The sequence below is a fragment of the Pseudomonas sp. TE12508 genome (genome assembly GCF_056279485.1).
Genome location: NZ_JBWCCN010000003.1, coordinates 268185 through 291905 on the forward strand (window position 1 = coordinate 268185; position 23721 = coordinate 291905).

The 23721-nt window shown below is 59.5% G+C and carries 22 protein-coding genes; 12 read left to right on the forward strand and 10 right to left on the reverse strand.

Features of this window, described 5'->3' with window-relative positions:
- The first annotated feature begins 6 nt into the window (after positions 1-6).
- From ACZ9IM_RS05650 to ACZ9IM_RS05670, 5 genes are all read left to right on the forward strand, one after another.
- On the forward strand, positions 7-1656 hold the full coding sequence (locus ACZ9IM_RS05650; RefSeq protein WP_427627688.1) for a phosphoethanolamine transferase: 1650 nt from the start codon (positions 7-9) through the stop codon (positions 1654-1656).
- A gap of 73 nt (positions 1657-1729) precedes the next feature.
- The gene (locus tag ACZ9IM_RS05655; RefSeq protein ID WP_476223522.1) at positions 1730-2392 is read left to right on the forward strand and encodes a class I SAM-dependent methyltransferase; all 663 of its coding nucleotides are present in this window, start codon (positions 1730-1732) and stop codon (positions 2390-2392) included.
- Positions 2393-2515: 123 nt separating this feature from the next.
- Positions 2516-3649: a ribonuclease D gene (gene rnd, locus ACZ9IM_RS05660; RefSeq protein WP_427627684.1), complete on the forward strand. Its 1134-nt coding sequence runs from the start codon at positions 2516-2518 to the stop codon at positions 3647-3649.
- Complete coding sequence (locus tag ACZ9IM_RS05665) at positions 3646-3939, forward strand: YcgL domain-containing protein (RefSeq protein WP_131060409.1); 294 nt, start codon at positions 3646-3648, stop codon at positions 3937-3939. Before rnd ends, ACZ9IM_RS05665 begins: the two co-directional genes overlap by 4 nt.
- Positions 3940-4057: 118 nt before the next feature.
- Entirely contained in the window at positions 4058-4990 is a 933-nt protein-coding gene (locus ACZ9IM_RS05670; RefSeq protein WP_427627682.1) for a D-2-hydroxyacid dehydrogenase, read from the forward strand.
- Between the two features lie 136 nt (positions 4991-5126).
- On the opposite strand, the gene ACZ9IM_RS05675 is transcribed toward ACZ9IM_RS05670, so the two are convergent.
- Positions 5127-5720, reverse strand: coding sequence for a nitroreductase family protein (locus tag ACZ9IM_RS05675; RefSeq protein WP_007898696.1), 594 nt, complete (start codon positions 5718-5720; stop codon positions 5127-5129).
- 277 nt (positions 5721-5997) lie between these two features.
- Here ACZ9IM_RS05675 and ACZ9IM_RS05680 point away from each other — a divergent pair, with 277 nt between their 5' ends.
- Both ACZ9IM_RS05680 and ACZ9IM_RS05685 read left to right on the forward strand, forming a co-directional pair.
- Entirely contained in the window at positions 5998-6447 is a 450-nt protein-coding gene (locus tag ACZ9IM_RS05680; protein WP_008073139.1) for a YcgN family cysteine cluster protein, read from the forward strand.
- A gap of 136 nt (positions 6448-6583) precedes the next feature.
- The gene (locus ACZ9IM_RS05685) at positions 6584-7813 is read left to right on the forward strand and encodes a hypothetical protein (RefSeq protein ID WP_427627680.1); all 1230 of its coding nucleotides are present in this window, start codon (positions 6584-6586) and stop codon (positions 7811-7813) included.
- Between the two features lie 127 nt (positions 7814-7940).
- Here the strand turns inward: ACZ9IM_RS05685 and ACZ9IM_RS05690 are convergent, their stop codons facing one another.
- The 4 genes from ACZ9IM_RS05690 to ACZ9IM_RS05705 all read right to left on the reverse strand — a co-directional run bounded on the left by ACZ9IM_RS05690 (position 7941) and on the right by ACZ9IM_RS05705 (position 10221).
- Positions 7941-8318 carry a YgaP family membrane protein gene (locus tag ACZ9IM_RS05690; protein WP_008073137.1) on the reverse strand — a complete coding sequence of 126 codons (378 nt, stop codon included), beginning with the start codon at positions 8316-8318 and terminating at the stop codon, positions 7941-7943.
- Positions 8319-8410: 92 nt separating this feature from the next.
- The gene (locus ACZ9IM_RS05695) at positions 8411-8881 is read right to left on the reverse strand and encodes an RNA methyltransferase (protein WP_032830521.1); all 471 of its coding nucleotides are present in this window, start codon (positions 8879-8881) and stop codon (positions 8411-8413) included.
- Positions 8882-9112: 231 nt separating this feature from the next.
- A complete protein-coding gene (locus ACZ9IM_RS05700; protein WP_007898702.1) occupies positions 9113-9484 on the reverse strand; it encodes a YajD family HNH nuclease in 372 nt (123 codons plus the stop codon).
- 50 nt (positions 9485-9534) lie between these two features.
- Positions 9535-10221, reverse strand: coding sequence for a spermidine synthase (locus ACZ9IM_RS05705; protein WP_007898703.1), 687 nt, complete (start codon positions 10219-10221; stop codon positions 9535-9537).
- Between the two features lie 96 nt (positions 10222-10317).
- On the opposite strand from ACZ9IM_RS05705, the gene ACZ9IM_RS05710 reads away from it, so the two are divergent.
- A complete protein-coding gene (locus tag ACZ9IM_RS05710; RefSeq protein WP_063342779.1) occupies positions 10318-10608 on the forward strand; it encodes a hypothetical protein in 291 nt (96 codons plus the stop codon).
- Here the strand turns inward: ACZ9IM_RS05710 and ACZ9IM_RS05715 are convergent.
- Both ACZ9IM_RS05715 and ACZ9IM_RS05720 read right to left on the reverse strand, forming a co-directional pair.
- Positions 10605-11078, reverse strand: a complete 474-nt coding sequence (locus ACZ9IM_RS05715; protein ID WP_008067546.1) for a cyclic nucleotide-binding domain-containing protein — start codon at positions 11076-11078, stop codon at positions 10605-10607. The two genes, ACZ9IM_RS05710 and ACZ9IM_RS05715, sit on opposite strands and share 4 nt — an antisense overlap.
- Before the next feature lie 214 nt (positions 11079-11292).
- A complete protein-coding gene (locus ACZ9IM_RS05720) occupies positions 11293-13347 on the reverse strand; it encodes a S9 family peptidase (RefSeq protein ID WP_427625451.1) in 2055 nt (684 codons plus the stop codon).
- Positions 13348-14690: 1343 nt separating this feature from the next.
- On the opposite strand from ACZ9IM_RS05720, the gene ltrA reads away from it, so the two are divergent.
- The 4 genes from ltrA (at position 14691) to ACZ9IM_RS05740 (ending at position 18346) form a co-directional block, all read left to right on the forward strand.
- Complete coding sequence (gene ltrA, locus ACZ9IM_RS05725; protein WP_476223523.1) at positions 14691-16388, forward strand: group II intron reverse transcriptase/maturase; 1698 nt, start codon at positions 14691-14693, stop codon at positions 16386-16388.
- A 95-nt stretch (positions 16389-16483) separates the two neighbouring features.
- Positions 16484-16981, forward strand: a complete 498-nt coding sequence (locus tag ACZ9IM_RS05730) for an MFS transporter (RefSeq protein WP_427625452.1) — start codon at positions 16484-16486, stop codon at positions 16979-16981.
- 32 nt (positions 16982-17013) lie between these two features.
- Positions 17014-17790 (forward strand): class II glutamine amidotransferase, encoded by a 777-nt coding sequence (locus tag ACZ9IM_RS05735; RefSeq protein ID WP_007898710.1) that lies wholly within the window; start codon positions 17014-17016, stop codon positions 17788-17790.
- A gap of 13 nt (positions 17791-17803) precedes the next feature.
- Positions 17804-18346, forward strand: coding sequence for a DUF2937 family protein (locus ACZ9IM_RS05740; RefSeq protein WP_476223524.1), 543 nt, complete (start codon positions 17804-17806; stop codon positions 18344-18346).
- A 126-nt stretch (positions 18347-18472) separates the two neighbouring features.
- On the opposite strand, the gene ACZ9IM_RS05745 is transcribed toward ACZ9IM_RS05740, so the two are convergent.
- From ACZ9IM_RS05745 to ACZ9IM_RS05755, 3 genes are read right to left on the reverse strand one after another with little or no spacing between them, the layout of a single operon-like run.
- Positions 18473-20584 (reverse strand): TonB-dependent receptor, encoded by a 2112-nt coding sequence (locus ACZ9IM_RS05745; protein ID WP_427625453.1) that lies wholly within the window; start codon positions 20582-20584, stop codon positions 18473-18475.
- 13 nt (positions 20585-20597) lie between these two features.
- Positions 20598-21809, reverse strand: a complete 1212-nt coding sequence (locus tag ACZ9IM_RS05750; protein WP_427625454.1) for an MFS transporter — start codon at positions 21807-21809, stop codon at positions 20598-20600.
- Entirely contained in the window at positions 21799-23721 is a 1923-nt protein-coding gene (locus tag ACZ9IM_RS05755; RefSeq protein WP_476223525.1) for an IucA/IucC family protein, read from the reverse strand. The genes ACZ9IM_RS05750 and ACZ9IM_RS05755 overlap by 11 nt, the downstream gene beginning before the upstream one ends.

A 23721-nucleotide genomic window follows, 5' to 3' on the forward strand; every position in this document is an offset into this window, starting at 1 on the left:
ATCATCATGTTGAAGTTAAAAGCCGTACGCCCCGAGTGGGTGACGTTGATTGCCAGTGCCTTTTTATTGGCAGGGTTCAATTCAGTTCTCTGGCAACACCTCTTCGATATCACCGCTGCAGACGGTCAAGGCATCACCATGCGTGTCGCTTTCGGGGTGATGATCCTGGCGGTCTTCAACATTGTGCTGACCTTGCTGGCATTCCGGTTTGTGATGAAACCCGTGTTGACGCTGATCTTTTTGGTCAGTGCCGGCGTGGCCTATTTCATGAGCCAATACGGTGTATTGATCGACGCCGGTATGTTTCGTAACTTCGCAGAAACCAATGTGACAGAAGTGCGTGACTTACTGTCCGTGAAGTTGTTTGTTTATATTATGTTTCTCGGGGTTTTACCGACGTGGTTGTTGTGGAAGACGCCGGTTAATTACCGTCGTTGGCACCGTGAGTTATTAAGTAAAGTGCTGGTGAGTGTCGCATCGGTTGCGGTGATCGGCGGTGTCGCCCTGGTCAACTATCAAGGCTTGTCGTCGTTGTTTCGCAATCATCATGAATTGCGCCTGATGGTGGTGCCAAGCAACTACATCGGTGCCTCGCTCGGTTATCTGCGCGAGCAAGTCGTTTCTGCCCGGCAACCCTTTGTCAAACTCGGTGAAGATGCCGAGAAAAACCCGGTCTGGCAAACCCACGGCCGTAAATCCCTGACGGTACTGGTGGTGGGCGAAAGTGCCCGGGCCGAGAACTTCGGCATCCTGGGTTATAACCGCGACACCACCCCCCAACTGGATAAGGAAGCCGGCCTGATTGCCTTCACCGATGTGCATTCTTGCGGCACGGAAACGGCCGTGTCGGTGCCCTGCATGTTCTCCAACATGGGCCGCAAGGATTACAACGCCAGCAAGGCAAAGAATGAGGAAGGTCTGCTGGACGTGCTCAAGCACGCCGGTCTCGAGGTGATCTGGCGGGATAATCAGTCGGGCTGCAAAGGTACTTGCGATCGGGTCACTGTCGACGACGTGAGTAATCTGAAAGACCCGGTGTTGTGTGCCAATAGCGAGTGCCGCGATGAAATTCTCCTGCAAGGTTTGCAGCACTTCATCGACACGCTGGATAAAGACACCGTGCTGGTACTGCACCAAATGGGTAGTCACGGTCCGGAATACTTCAAGCGCTACCCGAAAGAATACGAACACTTCACCCCGGTGTGTGAAAGCAATGCACTGAACAATTGCAGCCGCGAAAGTATCGTCAATGGCTACGACAACACGTTGGTGTACACCGACCATGTGCTGTCGACCCTGATCGACCTGTTGCGCAGTAATCAGGACAAAGTCGATACCGCCATGCTTTATCTGTCGGACCACGGCGAATCCCTGGGCGAATACAACCTGTTCCTTCATGGCACGCCTTACATGCTGGCGCCGGAACAACAGAAGCATGTAGCGATGCTGGCGTGGTTCTCCGACAGCTATCAAAAATCGTTCTCGGTGGACACTCATTGCCTGCAATTAAGTCGCGAAAAGCCCTTGAGCCAGGACAACCTGTTCCATTCCATGCTTGGCCTGCTGGAGGTCAACAGCAAGGTCTACGACCCGGGACTGGACATGTTTGCCGGCTGCCGCGGCGCAGTGATTGACGGTGTGCTGGCCAAAAAATGAGTCCGTCGACCTTTTTTTCACGCGCCAGTCGTTAACCTGCCGCCAGTCGATATTCCAACAAGAGCCCTTGCACATGTCTGCGCTGCCCCCATCCGCCATCGAACTTGAGTTCGCCCGGCGCTACGATCAGGAACATGCCCGCGTCTGCCTTCAGTCGCGACCGCGTGGGCTGGCGGGGCGTTTGACGTTCTGGCGCGACGAGCAACTGGTGCGTAATGCGCTTCAGGTCGCTGGCGAACCGGGATTGATTCTTGATGTAGCCTGCGGTGTCGGGCGCTTCTGGTCGATACTGGCCGAGCATGCGAATCGGGTGATTCTTGCGACCGATCCGTCTCAGGACATGCTCGATCATGCCCGCACCCACCATCCGCCACACCTGCTGGAGCGGATCAAGACCTTTCAGAGTTCAGCCTTCACCATCGGTTTGTCGGCGAACGCGGTTGATTGCATTTTTTGCATGCAACTGTTTCAACACATCGCCAGTCCTGAGCATCGGTTGGCCATGCTGGGCGAGTTCCATCGGGTCAGTCGCGACACGGTGATCGTGGCGGTGCGGGCTGATGCGCATTTCAAACTGCACCGATCCGGTGTGGAAGGCGCACAGGCCCAGCCACAGGCGAGCAAGGCCGAGCTTGAGGCCGAGTTCAGGCAGGCGGGTTTCCACTTGCTCAGCCATCAGGACTTCCTGCCGGGTTGTGCGCGGATGCGCGTCTACGTGCTGCGTAAGGGCAGCTAGTTCCCTTCTGTCAGACTATTCTTGCGGTCCAGCAGGTATTTTCGCTAAAGCTCTTGTTCAGTGGATGCGCGGAAATCGCCGGGGGCGATATATACTGCGCGCCATTCTTCAAGGGAGAGCCGTGTGGCCATCGATATTCACTGGATTCGCGACAACGATAGCCTCGGTCAGTTTTGCGCCGAGTGGCAGCAGTTGCCATTCGTTGCCCTCGACACCGAATTCATGCGGGTCGACACCTTTTACCCGATCGCAGGCCTGCTGCAGATCGGCGATGGCGTACGCGCTTACCTGATTGACCCACTGACCATCGACAATTGGCAGCCGTTGGCCGCGTTGCTGGAAAATCCGGCCGTGGTCAAAGTCCTGCATGCGTGCAGCGAAGATCTCGAAGTGCTACTGCGTCTGACCGGCAGCCTGCCAGCGCCGTTGTTCGACACCCAACTGGCCGCCGCTTACCTGAACCTGGGTTTTTCCATGGGTTATTCGCGGCTGGTGCAGGAAGTGCTCGGCATCGACCTGCCCAAGGGCGAAACCCGTTCCGACTGGCTGCAACGTCCACTGTCCGACACCCAGATCAGCTACGCCGCCGAGGATGCCTTGCATCTGGCGGAAGTTTTCGTACAGCTGCGTCCGAAGCTTTCTGACGATAAATACGCCTGGGTCCTGGAAGACGGTGCCGAGCTGGTGGCCAATCTGCGTCGCGAGGTCGACCCGTATGAGGTCTATCGCGACGCCAAACTGGCCTGGAAGCTGTCCCGCGCCCAACTCGCCGTGCTGCGTGAACTCTGCGCCTGGCGCGAACGCGAAGCCCGTGCCCGTGATCTGCCGCGCAACCGCATCGTCCGTGAACATTCCCTGTGGCCGTTGGCGCGCACGCAACCGGACAACCTCGGCGCGCTGGCGAAAATCGAAGACATGCACCCGCGTACCGTGCGTCAGGACGGCGAATTTCTGCTTGATCTGATCAAGCGCTCTGGCAGTGTGTCGCCTGATCAATGGCCACCGGCGGTGCCGGAGCCGTTGCCGGTGGACGCCGCCGCGCTGGTCAAACAGCTGCGCGCCATCGGCCAGGCCGAAGCCGAACGCCTGAACATCGCGCCAGAACTGATGCTGCGCAAGAAAACCCTGGAAGCGCTGCTCAAGAGCGGCTTCCCCAATGGTCCTTACCAATTGCCTGATTCGCTGCGTGGCTGGCGCCGCGAATTGATGGGCCAGGCGCTGCTCGACAGCCTGGCCACCGCCGGAGAACAGCCTTGAAACGTATTTGCTCCATCTATCGAAGCCTGAAGAAAAACGAGATGTACCTCTATGTGCTCAAAAGCGATGCACTGGAGCGCGTTCCGGAAAGTCTGATGGCGGCCTTCGGCAAACCGCACCACGCTTTCGATCTGGTGCTGACGCCCGAGCGCAAGCTGTCGCGCGAAGACATCGCCGTGGTGCTGGAAAACCTCGAGAAGCAGGGCTATCACCTGCAAATGCCGCCGGCCGAAGACGAATACATCGAGCATCTGCCGGAAGAATTGCTGCGACGCAACGACCCGATGTAATCGAGACAGGCTCTGTTCAGAGCCTTTATGAAACACTGGAATGATTTTGGCGATGGCCAGGGCGATGGAGTGATACTCCGTCGGCGGCCGTCTGCACTGTTTTTGAAAGGTTTGAACCATGCGCGTTCTGATTGCTGAACACGACCACCCTGTGTATGCCCAACTGTTGCGTCAGGCAGCGCCTGATCTGGAAGTACTGACCAGCGGCGACTCCGCCGAACTGGCCCGTCAGGCCGCCGAGTGCCAGGTCTGGCTCGGTCAGCCGGACCTGCTGGCGACGCTGCTGCGTCAGGGCCACACGCCGGCATGGCTGCAGTCGACCTGGGCCGGCATTACGCCATTGCTGGCCGACGGCCTGCCACGGCACTATCGCCTGACTCGCGCGGTAGGGATTTTCGGTCAGGTCATGGCCGAATACGTACTGACTTACATGCTAGGCCACGAGCGCGAAGTACTGCCGCGGTTGGTGAGCCAGGTCGAGCGAAAGTGGGACAGTCGCCAGGGGCAAAGCCTGGCTGGACGCAAGGTGTTGATCGTCGGCACCGGTGACATCGGCCAGACCGTGGCGCAGTTCCTTGTGCCATTTGGTGTCGAGTTGTACGGCATCGCCAGCGAAGCCCGCGAGCAGGCGCCCTTTGTCGAAGTCGGCGCGCTGAGCGACTTGCCGCGACTGGTCGGCGAAGTGGATTACGTGATCAATCTGCTGCCGAACACCCCGAATACTCACGACCTGTACGACGCCGCGCTGTTCAAGCAGTTCAAGCCGACCGGGTTGTTCATCAACGTCGGGCGCGGCGTGGCGGTGGTCGATGCGGATCTGGTGGAAGCCTTGAAGGAAGGGCATCTGGCCGGGGCCGTGATCGACGTCTGCCGTCAGGAGCCGCTGCCGCAACGCCATCCGTTCTGGACCGCGTGGGGCCTGCTGCTGACGGGGCACAGTTCGGCACCGACTTCGCCACCCATGATGGTGAAGTTGTTCGTCGAAAACCTGCGGGCGTATCAGGCGGGTGAAGCGTTGCGTGGGGAAGTGGATTTCAATCGCGGGTATTGAATTCACCCAGCTGATCATTCCCACGCTCCGCGTGGGAGTGCCGCCAGGGACGCTCCGCGTTCCGCTTCGGATGTGACGCAGAGCGTCACGGGATGCATTCCTTTGCTGCGCGTGGGAACGATCGAGTCCGGCGCGTTTAGAGGGTGAAATCACCCTCGGCCGCCAACTCGCTCAGCGGACGACGCGGACTTGGCTCTTCGCGCGCTTGCAGGTACTCGGCCAGCGTCGCCTTGTCGCCCAGCTTGCCGATCGCCACCGCCGCGTGCAGCGCATAGCCCTCAGGAATATTCAGCTCTTTGCGGGTCAGCTCCTGATCGAAACCGGCCATGCCGTGGGTGTGCCAGCCACTGATGCTCGCTTGCAGCGCCAGGTGGCCCCAGGCCGAACCGGTGTCGAAGGTGTGCCATAGCGCCGGTGTTTCTTCGGTGGCGCCAGGTACCGCGAAGGTGGTTTTCGAGACAACTATCACCAGCGCCGAGGCGTGCTGTGCCCAGCTGCGGTTGAACTCGTTCAGCAGACCCAGATAACGCTCCCAGTTCGGCGTGTCGCGACGTGCGTAAAGAAACCGCCAAGGTTGCGAGTTGTACGCCGATGGCGCCCAGCGCGCGGCTTCGAAGAAGCTCAGCAGGGTCTCGACGGGAATGGTTTCGCCGGTGAACGCGCGGGGCGACCAGCGATCAGTGAACTGAGGGTGAATGGCGTAGTCGGCAACGCGTGGATTAGCACTCATCAAGAGATTCCTTTACGTTTGAAAGTGAGGGTCGTCTGAAACCTGCGGGCGCAGTTGAGCTGAGCGATGAGGTTTTTCGAGAGCCTGGGTAGTTCACCTGAATGCAACGCGGTTGAGCGTTAATGGCATTTGAGCATGGCTCCTTGCGACGGCAAAGCTACTTGGGGGCGCTATAACTGACAAGTTCCGTTGTACCGGCAGTCGCCAATGCTTGGCCCGTCGGTGCCTTGGTACTAGACTGGCGGCCTTTTCACCACCTGATGTTGATGCTTGAGCCATGGCCGCCAAAGTCGAACCGTTCTGGATACGCAAAACCCTCGATCAACTCGATCAAGAGGAATGGGAGTCGCTGTGCGATGGCTGTGGCCTGTGCTGCCTGCAAAAACTCGAGGACGAAGACGACAACTCCGTGTACTACACGCGTATCGCCTGCAAATTGCTCGACCTCAAAACCTGTCAGTGTACCGATTACCCCAACCGTCGCGACTCGGTGCCCGATTGCATTCAGCTCACGCCGGGCAAGGCCGATGAGTTCAAATGGCTGCCGCCGACCTGCGGTTATCGACTGGTCAGCGAAGGCAAGGATTTGCCGCTCTGGCATCATCTGGTATGCGGTGATCGCGAGGCGGTGCATCACGAACGTATTTCCCAGTCCGGGCGTATGCTCGCCGAGGGCAGCGTGGCTGAAGAGGATTGGGAAGACCATCTGATTTTTCGCGCGGGTTAATTCCCACTGCTTTGTGGCGAGGGCGCTTGCTCCCGCTTGAGTGCGTAGCACTCACAAAATCAGCAGTGATTAGAAGAATTTGGGGCTGCTATGCAGCCCGGCGCGAGCAAGCTCGCTCGCCACACTAGGAGTGTGTATGGCTGTGGGAGTGCGGCTGGCGTTGACTGTCGGGCTGCTGGCCCTGAGTTTGCCGGTGTGGGCGGCGAAGAAAGTCGATCTGGATTATCACGTGCGCCTGCTGCCGCAAAGCGATCAGGCCGAAGTGCGCCTGACCCTGGCCCAGGGCTCGGCGGTGCGCAGTCTGGATTTCGACTTGGGCGATGGCGGTCACTACAGCGATTTCAAGGCCGATGGCCAATGGCAACTCACACCCGGCAAACAGGCCCGTGGTGTTTGGCGCCCCGCCGGCGACAAGGCCAGCCTGACCTACCGCGTGCGCATCAGCCATGGGCGCAAGAGCGGAAGCTTCGACACCCGCATGACCCCGACCTGGGCGCTGATGCGTGGCGATGACCTGGTGCCTGCGGCCAAACTCGATCAGCAGGACGGCATCGAACTGGTTTCACGCCTTGAATTCGAATTACCCAGCGGTTGGAAAAGCGTCGAAACCGCCTGGCCGCGGATCGGCAAGAACAGGTTCCGGATCGACAATGCCTCGCGTCTGTTCGACCGTCCCACTGGCTGGATGCTCGCCGGCCATCTCGGCAGTCGTCGTGCGCGGCTGGGGGAAACCGAAGTCACCGTCGCCTCGCCTCAAGGTCAGGGCATGCGCCGCATGGACGTGCTGACGCTGCTGACCTTTGTCTGGCCGCAAGTGCAGGCAGTTTTTCCGCGTCATCCCGGCAAGTTGCTGATTGTCGGCGGCAACGACCCGATGTGGCGCGGCAGCCTGGGCGCCCATGACTCGATCTACCTCAATAGCCGTCTGCCGCTGGTCAGCGAAAGCGGCACCAGTGCCTTGGTGCGCGAATTGGCTCAGGTGTTCGGGCGGATCAACGACAGCCAGCGCAGTGACTGGATCAGCGAAGGGTTTGCCGAGTACTACGCCATCGAACTGGTGCGCCGCGCAGGCGGCATGAGTGATGAGCGGTATGAAAGCCTGCACAGCAAGTTGGTCAAGGACAGCCAGAAGGTCAGCACGTTGCGCGGTGAACAGATCAACCCGGCGCAGGTGGCCAAAGCGGTGGTGTTGCTACAGGAACTGGACCGCGAGATTCGTCTGAAAACCCGCAACAAGCGCTCGCTCGATGATGTGCTGCGTGGAGCGATGCATTTGGAAAGTGTGGATACGAAGGAATTCGTCCAGCTCGCGCAAAACGTTATTGGCGAGTCTTCCAAGGTGCTCGATACCGGGTTGCTTCAGTAGCATCGCCATCGCGGGCAAGCCCGCTCCCACAGTAATTGGCGGTGTTCACACATGTTGTGTACGCCACAAATCCTGTGGGAGCGGGCTTGCCCGCGAAGAGGCCCTGAGCTTCTGCATCGATTCCGGATCAGACCCCAGCCTTCGGCGAGTTCAACGAATCATTTCCCGTCACGGTCGCCGTGCTGGTCGCGGCTTCTGCATTGGCTTTCATGCGGGCCAGCTCATCCCCGGCGCGTTCGATCCTCGCGCGTGCGTTTTCCATGTCTTGACGGTTCTTTTCCAACAGTCTTTTCGCCGAGCAATGCCCAGTGATTCCCCGGGCCAGGGCCATGCCGCCAATGGCTATTTCAATCAATCCGAATACGCCGCCGCGTCGCAGACCTTTGCTTAGCATGACCACACCACCCGCCAGGGAGCCGGCGCGTTCCCAACCATGAACGTTCTGTTCGGAAGGGCTCTGGAACGGGGTGGTTTCGATACGTTCTACAGGATTGAACTCGCGCATGATCGGTCTCCAGGCAGGGAAGGGTTGCTTCAGCAATAGATATTTAGCTGACTGCCTGGGCGAGCGGCTTGTTCCATCGAATATGCGGCAATTCAGCGGAATTTCGGCCCGGAGCGGGTGTTGTTGCCTTTGGCCATGCGGTCGTACAGCACAACGTTGACGGTGGCCGCCAGATTCATGCAGCCGGTGGTCGGGATGTAGACCACGTCTTCGCACCAGTCGCGGATTTCTTTATCCAGCGAACCGTCTTCGGGGCCGAAGATGTAGAGGGCGCGATCCGGGTGCGTGTATTCCGGCAGCGAGCGGGCACCGTCGACCAGTTCCACGGCGACCGGGACACAGCCCAAGGGCAGGATTTTCTTCAGGTCGTCGATGCCGATCAGCGGGATGTCGTAGTGGACTCGCTTGGTGTCGGTGACGAAATCGGCGGCGCGTTCATAGCGCTTGCCGGTGTAAAAAACCGACGCCACGCCATAGCAGCCGGCGGCGCGCATTACCGAACCGACGTTCTCCGGTGATTTGGGGTTATACAAACCAATGCAGCTGTACCGTTTGTCTGCCACGAGCGGGGTGCCTTCGGGGAAAAAACGGCGATTATACGGGGATTGGGGGAGGGGTGTTCAGTGATCGTTCCCACGCTCTGCGTGGGAATGCCGCCAGGGACGCTCCGCGTTCCGCTTCCGAATGTGACGCAGAGCGTCACGGGATGCATTCTCACGCAGAGCGTGGGAACGATCAATCCCCTGTGGGAGCGAGCCTGCTCGCGATGAGGCCAGTTAGGGCACCGAAGATCTTTAATCTTCTTTCTTCATCAACCCGGCCAACGCCGCAAACGGGTTGTGCGTTGCCTTGGCAATCTTCGGCGTACTCAGCGAGCCTTCGTCGAAATACTGCTGATCGGTATACCGTGAGTGCTCGTTATCGTGGCAATACAGGCACAACAGCTCCCAGTTCGAGCCATCCTGAGGGTTGTTGTCGTGGTTGTGGTCGCGGTGATGCACGGTCAGTTCGCTCAGGCGTTTGCCGGAGAACTCACGGGCGCAGCGGCCGCACACGTGCGGGTACATCTTCAGGGCTTTGTCGCGGTAACCCATTTCCTTGTCGCGCTGGTTGTCGGCAAGGATGCGGTCCAGCTTTGACGTGTTGGTTGGGGTGGACGAACTCATGGGTTCACCTTTGAAAAAAAGACTGATGACGGTTATGACGTGAGTTTAGCTCAGCCCTTGAGCTTCTCGGCAATCCAGATGGTGTGGCGGGTGCCCTTGTTACCGTGGGCGAAGACTTGCACTTCCTCGGCCTTGAAGCCGGCCTTTTTCAGCTTGTCGGAAAACTGCCGGTCGGCGCTGGCCGACCACACCGCCAGCACGCCTTTTGGCCGCAAGGCCTTGGCACACGCGCTCAGGCCACCGGCAGAGTAGAGCCAGCTGTTGGCTTTCTGGGTCAGACCTTCGGGGCCGTTGTCGACGTCGAGCATGATCGCATCGAAACCTTGTGGCTCGGCTTGCAGCACCTTGGCCACGTCTTCCATACGGATCACCGTGCGCGGGTCGAGCAGCGGGTTGCCGGCTTTTTCGCCCAGCGGCCCGCGATTCCACTCCACCACGCCGGGCACCAATTCGGCGACCACCACTTCAGCCGTTTTGCCCAAATGCTTGAGCGCCGAGGCGAGGGTGAAGCCCATGCCCAGGCCACCGATCAATACTCGCGAATTCGGCCGGCCGGCGACCTTGCGGCAGGGGATTTCGGCCAGGGCATCTTCGGAGCCGTGCATGCGGGTATTCATCAACTGCCCGCCGTCACCACCCTGAATCTTGATAACGAAGTCCTCGCCGTATTCGAACAGGCACAAGGCACCGCCGTTTTCAGGGATGGGGGTGGTGTCGAGCAGAACGAAACGTTTCATGGGGCGCTCTTGAGGAGAAATTGACATACGGAGGAAGGCAAACACGCGCAGTTGGGAGTAGCCTGCAAAAAGACCACAAGGCCAACGGAGCCATTGATGAAGCGCACCATTCTAACGGTCATTGCCCTGGCCGCGCTCTCGATAACTGCAGTGCAGGCCCAAGAGCTGCAAACCATCCCCACCAGTCCCGCGCCGATACCCGGTTCACCCGGCACCGCCACTCCGACACCGTATCCGCAGATCACCCCGACCAGCGTGCCCAAGGCCGGTACCGGCAGTGGCGGGCCACCGCTGTTGCCGCCGATCGAAATGCCCAATCCACCCAAGGACCAGACCCTGCCGGGCCTTGAACCGAACACGACGAAAATCAAAACACCGGGAGGCTAGACCTGTTGCGAGAGCAGTTGCCCATCGGCCATACGCAAGCGTTTGGAAAGGGAGACGGCGAGGGCGCGGATGATCTTGGCGGCGATTTTCGGCGCGTCGTTGAGCATCTTTTCCAGGGAGTCCTTGCCCAGGTTGAGCAACTGGCAATTGCTCGCGGCCACGCAACTGGCTGAGCGTCGTTCACCGTCGAGCACAGCCATTTCGCCGAACGCCCGACCGCTGCGCAAGGTGGCCATGGTCACTCGTTGCCCGTCGCTGTTGGTCTTCTGCACCGCGACCTGGCCGGTGTGGATGATGCACATGAAACTGCCGGCATCGCCCTCATGGAAAATCTCTTCACCTTCGGCGATGGTGCTGATGCTGAAGTAACCCGAAGCCGCCACGAAGTCTGCCGGCAACAGTTGATCGAACAGGCCGCAGTCCATCAGCCAGTCGCGAATTTCGTTGTTCAGTAAGGTCGGTTCTGACATGTCGTCACGGTCTTTTTCTTGTGTCTGTGTCTGTTCCGGGCCCTCAGTCACCCATCATCCCTGTGGGAGCGAGCCTGCTCGCGATGGCGGAGGCACATTCAACATGGATATTGAAGTGATGCCCTCATCGCGAGCGGGCTCGCTCCCACAGGGGATGTGTGTTGTATCGGCATCCGGTGTCTGGTGTTAAGACCGGCACGCCGGGCCAAGTTCCTCAGGCGATGCCCAAAACCTTGAAAACAAATGCGTATTCGAGGGCTACGTCACGTAATCCCTGATAACGACCGCTCATGCCGCCATGCCCGGCGCCCAGTTCAGTCTTGAGCAGCAGGGGATTGGTGTCAGTTTTGGTCGCGCGCAATTTCGCCACCCACTTGGCCGCTTCCCAGTACTGCACGCGACTGTCGTTGTAACCGGCGATCACCAGCGTTGCCGGATAGGCTTGCGCGGTGACGTTTTCGTACGGTGCGTAGGCCTTGATCCGATCATAGACGTCCGGCTCTTGCGGGTTGCCCCACTCGTCGTATTCCGTGACGGTCAGCGGCAGCTCCGGGTCGAGCATGGTGTTGAGCACGTCGACGAACGGCACTTCGGCAATTGCTGCACCGAACAGCTCCGGCCGTTGATTGAGTACCGCGCCGATCAGCAAACCACCGGCGCTGCCACCGCTGATCGCCAGTTGCGATGGGGTGGTGAAACCGTTGGCGATCAGGTGTTCGGCGCAAGCGATGAAATCGCTGAAAGTGTTGTGTTTGTGTTCCTGCTTGCCAGCGCGGTACCAGGCTTCGCCCAGCTCACCGCCACCGCGCACATGGGCGATGGCAAACGCCATGCCGCGATCCAGCAGGCTCAGGCGCGCGTGGGAGAACCACGGGTCGAGGCTTTCGCCGTAGGCGCCGTAGCCGTACAGATAAAGCGGCGTCGGCTTGCCGAGGAACTCGCGTTTGACCACAAGGCTGATCGGCACTTGCGTACCGTCCGGTGCCGTCGCCCAAAGCCGCTGGCTGACGTACGCATCGGCGTCGAACGGGCCGAGCACCGGGGTTTCCTTGAGGACTTGCTGCTCGCCGGTGGTCAGAATCAGTTGGCGGATCTGCGCCGGACGGTTCAAGGCTTCGTAGCGCAGACGGATCCGGTCGCTGACAAATTCCAGGCTGTTCTGCACATGCAGGCTGTAGGCCGCGTCCGGCAATTGCACGCGATAGGGCACTAAATCCCGTGGGCGGACTTCGATGATCGGCAGGCCACCTTCGCGCAGGCTCAGGGTCATGGCCTCGGCGTTCAGGCTCATGCCGTCGAGCATCACCGTGTCGCTGTGGGGAATCAGGTTCTGCCAGTCGGCTTCGGTCGGCGCGACGCCAGTATCGGCGGCCTGGTACAGGGCGAAGTTGATGCCGTCGCGGTTGGTGCGGATCAGCCACGTCCACTCGCCATCGAGTTTGCCGTGGTCGACATCGTACTCATGATCTTCGACCCTCGGCGCCAGGCAGGTAAAGGCCTGATGCGGCAGCGAGGCGTCGAGTACCCAGACTTCGCTGGTGGTCTTGCTGCCCAGCGACAACAGCAGTTGCCGTTCGGAGCTTGAGCGATAGCAATGCAGGAAGAATCGGCCATCCGGCTCATGGAACACTTCTTCGGCCGCGGTGCCGTCCAGCCGATAGCGCAACAGTTTGTGCGGGCGATGGGTGTCGTCGAGCTCACCGAAGAACAGCGTCAGGCTGTCGTTAGCCCAGGTCATGCTGCCGTCGCAGTTCTGGAACTCCAGCTCGCTGACACGGCCGCTGGATAATTCCTTCACAAACAGCGTGTAAATCTCTTCGCCGCTGGAGTCGATGCTATAGGCCAGACGCTGGTGGTCCGGGCTGATGCTGAACGCACCCAGGGAAAAGAAGCCACCCTTGGCCAGCACGTTCGGATCAAGCAGCAGTAGTTCCTGGCTTTCGTCGATCTGCAGGCTACCATCGGCCGGACGCGGGCAGCGGTAGTGGCGGGCGTATTCGTCGCCAGCGGTGGTGCGGGTGTAATACAGGTAGGGGCCCCAGGGCGAGGGCAACGACAGGTCGGTTTCGAGAATCCGCCCCTTGATCTCTTCGAACAGGGTTTCACGCAGGCCGGTCTGATCGGCGGTTTGTGCCTCTTGATAGCGGTTTTCAGCTTTCAGGTAATCGAGCACCGCGTCGGTGTCGCGCTCCTGCAGCCAGGCATACGGGTCGCAACCGTCGGCCTTGTGGGCAATTGGAGCGCTGGTGACGTTGGCGGATAGGGGCATGAATGGCTCTCGAACAATGTACGGAATAAGGGCTTCGCAACCTGTGGGAGCGGGCCTGTGGTGAGGGGGCTTTTGTGGCGAGGGAGCTTGCTCCCGTTGGGCTGCGCAGCGGCCCCTAAAAAGGAACTGCTGCGCAGTTCAACGGGAGCAAGCTCCCTCGCCACAGATAAGCCCTCTCACCACACAAGCCCGCTCCCACAGGGTCTGTGTCTTGCCCGACTGGTATTGGGACAAGCCTGACGTGCGAAAAGTCGTTACTATAAGCGCCTCTGTGCGACACGCGTAGCGTGTCTCCGAACTTCGGGGTGCAAAGCATCCAGAAGGGTTCTCTCTGAAGAGAACTTGAGCTCAGGTGACAAGCCTGAGAAATACCCAGAAGTCCATATGCTTCAAGGACTTGGCCGCTGCGGCGGTTGCAAATGCCCTGGTCGGATCGCACTCTATTCGCTGACCAAAGTACCGGTACTCCCGGTTCTTGAGTGCACTTTCATCTCGTTTCATCCCAGCCCGTTTCTAGGCACAACCCTGCGGAAAATAATTCCCGCAGGGGTTATTTCCCGCCTCAGACACACGAGGCAACACTTCTTCGAGCATGCTGCATAAGCAGTTCCTGCTCTCGTCAACTCTCGGAGACATGAGCGAAAGCTCTGTCTGTCATTGTCCATCTAGCTTGCTTGCAAGGTAGCAGCGGACTCGTTGTGCGACCAACGATAGCCTACGAAGACATGCGTCACTGGTAACGGTGGGGTGTGAAGCTCTTCTTACAATGTAGCCCCCGTCAGGGTGTGCTTTCGCCGTGAGGTGGGAGTGTGGATGCTCGGAGCAGTACCGGGTTGAGGCGCTAGGCTGATTGGCTTGGGTAACTCATGTGAACTGCTGATAAACGTCGTAATTATAAACAAGCCAAAACTGCTATCAGGCTTGCGCCAAAAGGCATGTGGTCGGTTACCTCTGTAGAGGCTGGAGGTACGTCGTCATCAACGCCACCGGTGGAAAGGCAGACCCTAATCCAATCGTGTGACAGGCAGGGAACGTGGTAAGCCCGTATAGCTGCCTTCGGGCAGGTGAACCGCAAGGGGATCTGTTGGCTGTGCGGGTATGGGATCGCAGAGAAAGCGAACGCCGGGCTGTAATGGCTCGGATAGGGGTTGGGACATTACCCCACGGGAAACCGGGCAGACTTCTGCGTGGTCTTTCGTCGCATGAACTCTGACTGAACCTGTCTCAATGATCTTAGAGGCCAGCAGTAGTGGTCTCCAATTAAACCAACCCTGACGGGAACGTCCATTCCCGTCGGGGGATGCGTACGTCTTCTGTCCGGGGAAACTTGAGAGGAAGGCAGCATGATAGAACACAGCCTAAAGGCCGTGTCTGCGCCCTCCGGCGTTCCGCAGCAGTGGCACGACATCGATTGGCGTCGTGTTCAGCGGAATGTTCGGGCAATGCAGGTACGGATTGCGAAGGCTTGTAGGGAAGGCCGATGGCGCAGGGTGAAAGCCTTGCAACGGATGCTGACCCGCTCTCGAATGGCCAGATACCTGGCCGTACGGCGAGTCACTGAAAACCAGGGTAAGCGCACGGCGGGAGTCGACCGCGTGCTCTGGGATACACCCGACGCTAAATGGAAAGCGGCAAACGGATTGAAGCGCCACGGATATCAGCCACGGCCTTTACGGCGTGTGTTCATTCCGAAGTCGAATGGGAAGGAACGCCCTTTGGGCATTCCGACCATGGCGGACAGAGCCATGCAGGCTTTATACCTGCTGGCGCTGGCGCCCATTGCAGAAACCACGGGCGATCCGAATAGTTACGGCTTCAGGATCGAACGCTCGACGGCAGATGCGATGGGCCAGCTGTTCGTTTGCCTATCCAAGAAGGTTTCGGCCGAATGGGTACTGGAGGCGGACATCAAAGGTTGCTTCGACCATATCAACCACAACTGGCTGATCGCCAACGTCCCTACGGACAAAACGATCCTTCGGAAGTGGTTGAAAGCTGGTGTGATTCACAAAGGCCAGCTACAGGCAACGAATGCGGGTACGCCGCAGGGCGGGATTATCTCGCCCACCTTGGCAAACATGGTGCTGGATGGTCTGGAAACACAGCTCAAGCAACATCTGGGCGTGACAAGGGCCAAGAAGCTGAAGATCAATGTGGTGCGATATGCGGATGATTTTGTGATCACTGGTAGCTCGAAAGAGATACTGGAAAACGAGATCAAACCTTGGGTGGAGCAGTTCCTTACGGTACGGGGACTGCAGCTGTCACCGGAGAAAACCCATGTCGTCCATATTGATGAAGGCTTCGACTTTCTGGGATGGAATTTCCGCAAGTACGACGGGAAGCTCCTGATCAAACCGAGCAAGAAAAACGTTAAAACGTTCTATTGCAAAGTGAAGGAAGTCATCAGTACCCAAAAGACGGCGAGGCAGGAGGATCTGATCCGCCTATTGAACCCGATGCTGCGAGGTTGGGCGTTATATCACCAGCCCGTAGTAGCCAAGAAAGCGTACAGTCGCATGGACAATTCCATTTTCCACGTTTTATGGCATTGGGCGAAACGGCGTCACCCGAACAAATCGCTGGATTGGATCAGGAAGAATTATTTTCTGAGTCATGAAGGAAGGAATTGGGTCTTCGCCTCCATGGTAAGGGATGAAGTTGGGAAGGAACGCTTGGTATCGCTGTATTCGATAGCGAGTACACCGATTGAGCGGCACAAGAAGGTGAGCGGGGGATATAACCCCTTTGATCCTTCCATGGAAGAAATGGGTGAGAAGCTGCGGATGGAGCGGATGCGTAAAAAGCTGAAGTACCGGAAGCAGATACTTAGCCTATACCAGAGCCAAAAAGGAGTGTGTCCGTTATGCATGCAACCCATAACCAAGGTCAGTGGATGGCACGACCATCACATAATCCACCGCTCCCAAGGCGGTGGAGACACCTTGGATAACCGGGTACTATTGCATCCAGTTTGTCACCAACAGCTTCACAGCCGTGGATTGACAGTTAACAAGCCGGCTCCGCAAGGGGCTTTCTAAAGACTTGAGCCGTATGCGCCGAAAGGCGCACGTACGGTTCTTAGGGGGAGGCAGACCAGCAATGGTCTGTCTCTACCCGACTTGCCTGCCTTGCCATGGACACCATGACCGAGAACGACTATCTGATCGCTTGGGGCCTCTACGCCTTTGCCGCTTTAGGCTGCCTGTTGGTGTGGATGCGCATCACCCGCTGGATGTGGCGTTGGCTGCGTGAGCCGCTGCGGCTGCTGGTGGCGGTGTTGCTGTTCAGCCCGACCATCATCGACCCGGTGAAAGAAAAGGTCGCCCCGGCCATCGCCATTACGGCCCTCGACTTGCTGTTCAAGGTCGGCAACAACGCCTGGCGGGCGGTTTCTGATCTGTTCATGTACGGCATGATTGCCTTCGGCATTTACCTGGTTTTCGTGGCCATCCGTTTTCCCATCGAGCGCGCCTCCAACGCTCGCAAGGAACAGGCGGCTGCCGCCAAGGCAGCGGCGCGGGCCGACGAGCCTGATGACGAACAGCCTTTCGGCGGTGCCGGCGATGATCGTTACGGCCGGCCACCGGTGCCGAGCAACCCTCAGCGTTCGCGGGTCGAACCGCGCCTGTAACCGCGCCCCTGTACTGAATCGAGAGTCCGAGCATGTGTGAGTTATTGGGCATGAGCGCCAATGTCCCGACCGATATCGTGTTCAGCTTCACCGGGCTGATGCAGCGTGGCGGCCGCACCGGGCCGCACCGTGACGGCTGGGGCATCGCTTTTTATGAAGGCCGTGGCCTGCGGCTGTTCCAGGACCCGGCGGCGAGCAGCGAGTCGGAAGTGGCGAACCTGGTACAGCGCTATCCGATCAAAAGCGAAGTGGTGATCGGGCACATCCGCCAGGCCAATGTCGGCAAGGTCTGCCTGTCCAACACCCACCCGTTCGTGCGCGAGTTGTGGGGGCGCAACTGGTGTTTCGCCCACAACGGCCAGTTGGCCGATTTCAACCCGACCGCCAGTTTTTACCGCCCCGTTGGCGACACCGACAGCGAAGCGGCGTTTTGTGATTTGCTCAATCGGGTACGCGCTGCGTTCCCCGAGCCGGTAGAGATCGAAGCACTGTTGCCGGACCTGGTGGCCGCCTGCGCCGAGTACCGCAGCAAAGGCGTGTTCAACTGCTTGCTCAGCGATGGCGACTGGCTGTTCTGCTACTGCTCGAGCAAATTGGCGCAGATCACCCGCCGAGCACCGTTCGGCCCGGCGCGGTTGAAGGACGTCGATGTGATCGTCGACTTCCAGGCCGAAACCACGCCCAACGACGTCGTCACGGTGATCGCCACAGAACCCTTGACCGAAAACGAAACCTGGACCCGCTACGAACCGGGCCAATGGAGCCTCTGGCGACGCGGTGAATGCGTCAGCCAAGGCAAGACCGAATAAGGATCTCTCCCCCATGTTGCTCAGTTATCTTCGGCTGGTGTTGTTCGCGGCAGGCCTGTTGATCGGTGTCCAGGTGCCTGGGTTCATCAGTGATTATGCCAAGCGGGTCGAGGCGCATCTGGTCGAGGCGCAGACCGGTCTGAGCGGTTTTCAGGGCACCGCCAATCAGTTTTTCAAGGGCGATATGCAAGCGCTGGTGGCCCATTACCGTGCCAGCGAAGACCCGATCTTTCGCAGCGATGCCGACAGCCTGAGCACCTTGCTCACCCGTCAACTGGCCCTGGACAAGCAATTCCAGGCCATGCAGGGTCCGTGGTACATACGCGTCCTGCAAGTTGCACTGGCCGCCGACCCGGATATTCGCAAGGAAACCTGGAACGGCTACAGCTACCAGATCCTGCTGACGCCGGAAGCGATGATTTGGGGCATGAGCGGCGCGTTGCTGCTGTCGTTCGGCATTGAATGCCTGTTCCGGCTGATCGACTGGGTGGTGCTGGGCGGCAAGCGTTTGCGCCAGAGTCGGCCGATTGAAGACCGGGATGTGCGCGGGTTGTAAGAAAAAGATCAAAAGATCGTCCGAACGCGGCCCGAACCTTCGGCAGCTCCTACAGCCAACTTGCCGGCGATTGCCGCGACACGAATGCCTGGCAGATCGCATCGCTGGCAAGCCGGCTCCTGTCTTTTACCAATCCACCGAGTAGCTCATGCTCAACGTGCGACCTTCGGCGTTGGCGTACGGCGCCCTGGCGTTGGCTTGGGTGAACAGGTTCTGGTACGTGCGGTTGGTCAGGTTGTACACGCCGCCTTCAAGACGACCGACCGGCAGTTGCACGGAGCCGAGCAGGTCCACCAGCGTATAACCTTCGATCTCGCGCCCGTTGTTGTCCTTGGCGGCGGCGTCGTAACTGGACAAATGCATGCCTTGCAGGCGCAGGGTGTAGTCGTCTTCGGTGTAGCCGACGAACAGTGTGGTCTTGGCCGGTGAGATGCGCGTAGCCGGCAGATCGATCCATTTGCCGTTCTGCTCGGTCTCGCCTTTGGCCCAGGCATAAGTGCCACCCACCGACCAGTGATCGGTCGCGCGGTAGGTCAGGCTGTTTTCGATGCCGCGAACTCGCTCTTTCTGGTTGATCAGGCGCAATACGCGATCATTGGCATCGTAGAACTGGGTCACGTCCGAAGTGTTTTCGTACACGGTGACATCGGCCTGCCACTGATCCCAGTTACCGCGCCAGCCCAGTTCGTAACTGTCGACCTTGATGGCTTGGGCGTTGAGGGTCTGAATGTCGAAGGTGCTGCTGACATCACGCATGAAGCGCTGGATATCCGGTAGCGAAAACCCCTGGCTGTAATTGGCGAAGACGTCCTGGTTTTCACTCAGGTGGTAGACCGCCCCCAGGTTGTACAGGGTGGCATCGTATTTGAGGGTGTCGCCAGGCAGCGTTGCGCGTATGCCGGTCTGGACGATCTGACCATAAGCGATGCTGTCGGAGACGTCGCTTTCGATCCATTCACGGCGCACACCGCCACGCAAAGTCCAGTCACCGATGTCCCAGGACATCTGCCCGAACAGCGACTTGGTGGTGGTTTCGATGTCCGGGCCCAGCTCGTAGGTGGTGCCGGTCTTGGAGTAGGTCAGGCCATTGAGCCTGTATTGATCACCTCGTTGGCGGGAGCGCTCATTATCATAGTCGGCGCCCCAGACCAGATTACCCGTGGCACTCCCGATCGCCGGCAGCGGCGTGTCGATGGCCGCGCGCAGGCCGTAGACATCTTGCACACTGTTGTTGTCGGAGATCCCGGCCCTGCCTCGCGACAGGTCTGGAAAGAACAATGCATCGGCGCGACGCCAGTAGCTTTCCAGTTGCAGGCCCTGACCGTAGAAGTCCTTGTCGGTGTAGTTGAGGTTGACCGCCTGGTTATGGGTATAGGGCTGGTCGTCGAGTTTCAGCCCTTTGACTGCCACGGCTTCCTGCCGGTTTGTCGGGTCTTTTGTGTAGCCAGTGTCCTGCTTGTCCTTGTAGTCCTGCAGCGACAGGCTGAGTTTTTTGTCGGCATCCAGTTCGTAACCGAAACGACCTTGCAGGTCATAGGTTTCGGTATCCATGTTGCTGCCCTGGGAAGTGTCCTGAGGGATGCGCTTGCCGTTGCCATCGTACTGATCGTTACGCTGAGTCAGGTCGGCGGAGACGTACCAGTCAAGAGCATCCTTGCGCCCCGTCGCACTCTGAAAGGCTTCGTAGGCGAAGCCTTTGCGGTTGAGGTTGTTGCCGCTGGTCAGGCCCAGTTTGCTGCTGTAGGCAATGTCCTGGCCCTGATTACGCTTGGTGATGATGTTGATGATGCCGCCTGAAGCGCCGGCACCGTAGATGCTGCTGGCGCCGGAGATCACTTCGATGCGTTCGATGCTGGCCGGGGCGATGCTGTTGAGCTGGCGGTAGTTGTCGCGCGTGGCGTTCTGCGATACGCCGTCGATCAACACCAGCATGTTGCGCCCGCGCAGGGTCTGACCGAAGTTGCTCATCCCGCCGCTGGACGGCGCAAGACCGGGGACCAATTGTCCGAGAATGTCGGAGACCCGGCGACCCGCGCCGCTCTGCTCACGGACCTGCTGTTCGTCGATAACCTGGACCGAGCCCGGAATCGACGCAATGCTCGCTTCACTGCGAGTAGCGGAGACGACGGTGGGTTGCATGTTCAAGGTGCCGGGTTGCTGTTCAGCATCCTCGGCCCAGGCCTGGGCGCTGAAGGTACCGAGCAGCGGGATCAGCAGAGAGAGTTTGGTTCGGATCATGACGTGGTCTTTTTTAGTTGTGATAAGTGTGGGGCGATAAGGTCGAGCGGTCGGGCGCGGAGTTTAACGAGCGCACCCAGCGGATCCCGATGGCGGCTATGGCGTAGGTCAGCGCCACCAGCCAGAAACTGTGAGCCAGGCCAACCAGGCCCATGCCGATCCCGCCAAGGACGACACCGAGCAGAGCGCCAGCCTTTGCCGCGCTATTGCCGAGGCCGAGCGCGAAGCCCTGCTGGGTGATGGAAATGGAGTTGGCGATCAGGGCATAGGCGACGGGCAGCAGGGCGCCTTGCCAGATGCCCCAGACGAGTCGACTGACGAGAAAACCCAGCCATTCGTTGGCCAATGCCGTGGCCGCCAGCGTCAGCGCACACAGCCAGGCCACGCCTTCGATGACACGCAACGTGTAGGCCGGCTGCCAGCGGTCGAACAGGCGTCCCCACAGTGGTGCTGAAATGGCCAGGGTCGCGGCGCTCGCCGCGTAGGTGGCGCCGATCAGCCAGCTTGGGGCATGCAGAATGTTCGCGACATACAGCGCGTAAAACGACTGCGGCATCATCTTCGCGGCCTGAATCAACACGATCACCAACAGGATTCCACCGAGCCAGCCTTTGGGCAGGGCGACCGCTTCAACGGCTTTTTTCTTCGAAGTCCTGGCCTTGTCGGCCGGCAGGAAAAAACTCCCCAGTGCGCACAGCAGGCAAATCGCCGTCGCGCCATAACAGAGCAGGGCAAACCCCGAGACGTCCATCAGCCAGCCACCCAGCACTGGGCCGATCAATGAGCCGACGGCGGTGGCCGACTGCAGGCGCGCCAAGGTGTGACCACGGCTGGAACTGTCGCAGCAGGCCAGGGCATAGGCTTGCGCGGCAGCGAGAAAACCGGCCAATGCGCCTTGCATCACGCGAATACCCACCAGCAGCCAGGGATCGAGAGTGATGGCCGCCAACCCTTGGCACAGCGCGAGGGCCAGCAACGCCCGGACAATCATCGGTTTGTGTCCGGTGCGATCCCCCAACCGGCCCCACATGGGCGTCAGGAGCATGGCCGCCAGCATCGGACCGGCATAGACCATCGCCGATAACAGCGCGGTGTAGCCGGCGCCCTCCGGCCCGAGCAGATGCTGGATCTGCAAGGGCCAGAACGGGCCGCTCATTTCCATTGCGCCCATGGAGACAAACTGGATGACGATCAGCAGTCGCAAGGCGCGACCGTCAGCGAGCATGGGGGTTGGGTCGCAGCGGGTTACTCAGGCGTCCGACGATGTCGGCATGACTGTCGAGCAAGCGCATGCGCATGAACGATTTGGCGGGCCAATCCTGTTCCAGCAAGGCCCGGCGCTCGCTTTCCCAACGTGTCGGTTCAACGCGCTCGCGCAAGGTCTCGAAGCACTGTGCAACGTGCGATGCCAACCGCTCCCAAAGGCTACTTTCCGGCACATTCCAGTGACGGGCACAAAGCAACGTCAGCTCACCGAGGTGGCACATGAAGGTGGTGTGCAGGAGTTTGTCACGGACAAAACCTGCGTCGTCATACAGGGTCATTTTCGGATCGTGCAACTGGATATCCAGGCCCTTGGCGTGCAGGGTTTTGCGATCGATACGAACGTCGCCGAAATCACGCAATAGCAGCCGATTCAACTGCCCGTCAGCGCCCATCACCATGAAACTGTTTTGCTGATGCGCTTCGAACGCCACGCCGTACATCAGGTAAATGCCCAGCAGGCTCGGTACGGCAATCGACAGGTAATCCTCGAAGAACGCCAACATGGCCTCGCTGTCGTCACTGCCCTGAGCCAGCCTTACCCAATCACGCAGCAACGGTTGTTCGAATTCGTTGACGGCGAACAGACTGCCAACCGGCACCGCCAACTCGCCTTCTTGCAGGAGGGTAAGCGGGTTGTCGCGATACAGCACGCCAGCATGCCGGGAGCGCTCGTCATCGGACGGTAGTGGTGCGTAGTGCACGCCGATGCGCTCTGGAACGATGTTCAGCAGACGCTGAATCTGCGGCTCCTGATCGAGAATATCCAATACCAGTTGGCTGATGCGCGGCCCCATCCGGGCGGAGCGCGGCGACACGGTGCGCTGCACGCTGGTCAGTCGCAGAGCCACCGGCAGTTTGACCATCGGCGCCGTGCGACTGGCCTGCGGCAGGACTGTGCGGAAGGACATGGTCGGGTGGCCGGTAAAAGCCACGATGTCAGTGACGATCAGCAGGTTGTCGGCGATCTCGTTGGCGAACGAATGTGGCAGTTCTTCATGGGCTTGCCATGGGTGCGACGGGAGCGGGAGGTAGTCCTTTGCGTCCAGGCCCAGTTGCTGCAAGTGGCGTTGCAATTGTTCGGCGGCCTGTGGGAAGTGACCTTGCCACCAGTCCCAGTAATCGGTGGTGCCGGCCAGCGCTTCGACGTGTGCGTACTGGCGGTGCAGGGCGCACAGGACAATCGGAAAGCTCGCTTCGAATTCTGGCGAGAAAGCGATGACCTGAGCGGCGCTCAAGCCCAGTTTGGTCTTGTAGTTCGGGTGCCACGGATGGCCGAGAGTGCCCCACTGTTCGAGCAATGACGTAGGGTTCTGGTGGCTGGAGCCGGCTTTGAGCCACGCGAGCAGATTGTCGTCGTACCCGGTATCGATCTGCTCTCTCAGGCGCTCGGTCCATCCATGATGAAACGCCAGGCAAAGGGTGTCGTTGCTGAAGCTGTCATCCAGCTCCCGGGCCAGACGTTCCAGTACCTGCGGGGAGGCTGGCGGGTTGAGCTGAGTGCTCAGATGAGCGAGCAGTTCGCTGGGCAACTGGATTTTGTGGGGCAGTCTGTCGGGGGTGTGCAGGACGATGCTACCGCGTACGTCCCAGCTGTTCATTCTGCCGCCGGACAAGTGCTCGAAGCAAAGATGCGCGCCATCGCCAAGTGGCAGCCAGCAACGGCTAGAGTCGTCGTATTCGCAGGTGGCGGGGTTGATCAGATCTTCACGAAACAGCGCCTGGATCAGGCGTTGGAAACAGCGTTGAGCGGCGGGCTCCAGCGCATTGCTCAAATGATCGAGAGTAATGCGGTGGGACTGGAAAGCCTGAGTGCCAAGCGCTTCGCTCCAGTGAGCGAGCAATTGTTGCTGTTTTTGCGTGTAGCCGCGCAT

Excerpts from the sequence above, each read along its gene's own strand:
- ACZ9IM_RS05675 (WP_007898696.1), bottom strand. The coding sequence starts at position 5,720 with ATGAGTGCTAATCCACGCGTTGCCGACTACGCCATTCACCCTCAGTTC.
- ACZ9IM_RS05745 (WP_427625453.1), bottom strand. The coding sequence starts at position 20,584 with ATGATCCGAACCAAACTCTCTCTGCTGATCCCGCTGCTCGGTACCTTC.
- ACZ9IM_RS05670 (WP_427627682.1), top strand. The coding sequence starts at position 4,058 with ATGCGCGTTCTGATTGCTGAACACGACCACCCTGTGTATGCCCAACTG.
- ACZ9IM_RS05720 (WP_427625451.1), bottom strand. The coding sequence starts at position 13,347 with ATGCCCCTATCCGCCAACGTCACCAGCGCTCCAATTGCCCACAAGGCC.
- ACZ9IM_RS05710 (WP_063342779.1), top strand. The coding sequence starts at position 10,318 with ATGAAGCGCACCATTCTAACGGTCATTGCCCTGGCCGCGCTCTCGATA.
- ACZ9IM_RS05685 (WP_427627680.1), top strand. The coding sequence starts at position 6,584 with ATGGCTGTGGGAGTGCGGCTGGCGTTGACTGTCGGGCTGCTGGCCCTG.
- ACZ9IM_RS05650 (WP_427627688.1), top strand. The coding sequence starts at position 7 with ATGTTGAAGTTAAAAGCCGTACGCCCCGAGTGGGTGACGTTGATTGCC.
- ACZ9IM_RS05730 (WP_427625452.1), top strand. The coding sequence starts at position 16,484 with ATGGACACCATGACCGAGAACGACTATCTGATCGCTTGGGGCCTCTAC.
- ACZ9IM_RS05700 (WP_007898702.1), bottom strand. The coding sequence starts at position 9,484 with ATGAGTTCGTCCACCCCAACCAACACGTCAAAGCTGGACCGCATCCTT.
- ACZ9IM_RS05735 (WP_007898710.1), top strand. The coding sequence starts at position 17,014 with ATGTGTGAGTTATTGGGCATGAGCGCCAATGTCCCGACCGATATCGTG.
- ACZ9IM_RS05715 (WP_008067546.1), bottom strand. The coding sequence starts at position 11,078 with ATGTCAGAACCGACCTTACTGAACAACGAAATTCGCGACTGGCTGATG.
- ACZ9IM_RS05680 (WP_008073139.1), top strand. The coding sequence starts at position 5,998 with ATGGCCGCCAAAGTCGAACCGTTCTGGATACGCAAAACCCTCGATCAA.
- ACZ9IM_RS05755 (WP_476223525.1), bottom strand. The coding sequence starts at position 23,721 with ATGCGCGGCTACACGCAAAAACAGCAACAATTGCTCGCTCACTGGAGC.
- ACZ9IM_RS05750 (WP_427625454.1), bottom strand. The coding sequence starts at position 21,809 with ATGCTCGCTGACGGTCGCGCCTTGCGACTGCTGATCGTCATCCAGTTT.
- ltrA (WP_476223523.1), top strand. The coding sequence starts at position 14,691 with ATGATAGAACACAGCCTAAAGGCCGTGTCTGCGCCCTCCGGCGTTCCG.
- ACZ9IM_RS05655 (WP_476223522.1), top strand. The coding sequence starts at position 1,730 with ATGTCTGCGCTGCCCCCATCCGCCATCGAACTTGAGTTCGCCCGGCGC.
- ACZ9IM_RS05740 (WP_476223524.1), top strand. The coding sequence starts at position 17,804 with ATGTTGCTCAGTTATCTTCGGCTGGTGTTGTTCGCGGCAGGCCTGTTG.
- ACZ9IM_RS05690 (WP_008073137.1), bottom strand. The coding sequence starts at position 8,318 with ATGCGCGAGTTCAATCCTGTAGAACGTATCGAAACCACCCCGTTCCAG.
- ACZ9IM_RS05705 (WP_007898703.1), bottom strand. The coding sequence starts at position 10,221 with ATGAAACGTTTCGTTCTGCTCGACACCACCCCCATCCCTGAAAACGGC.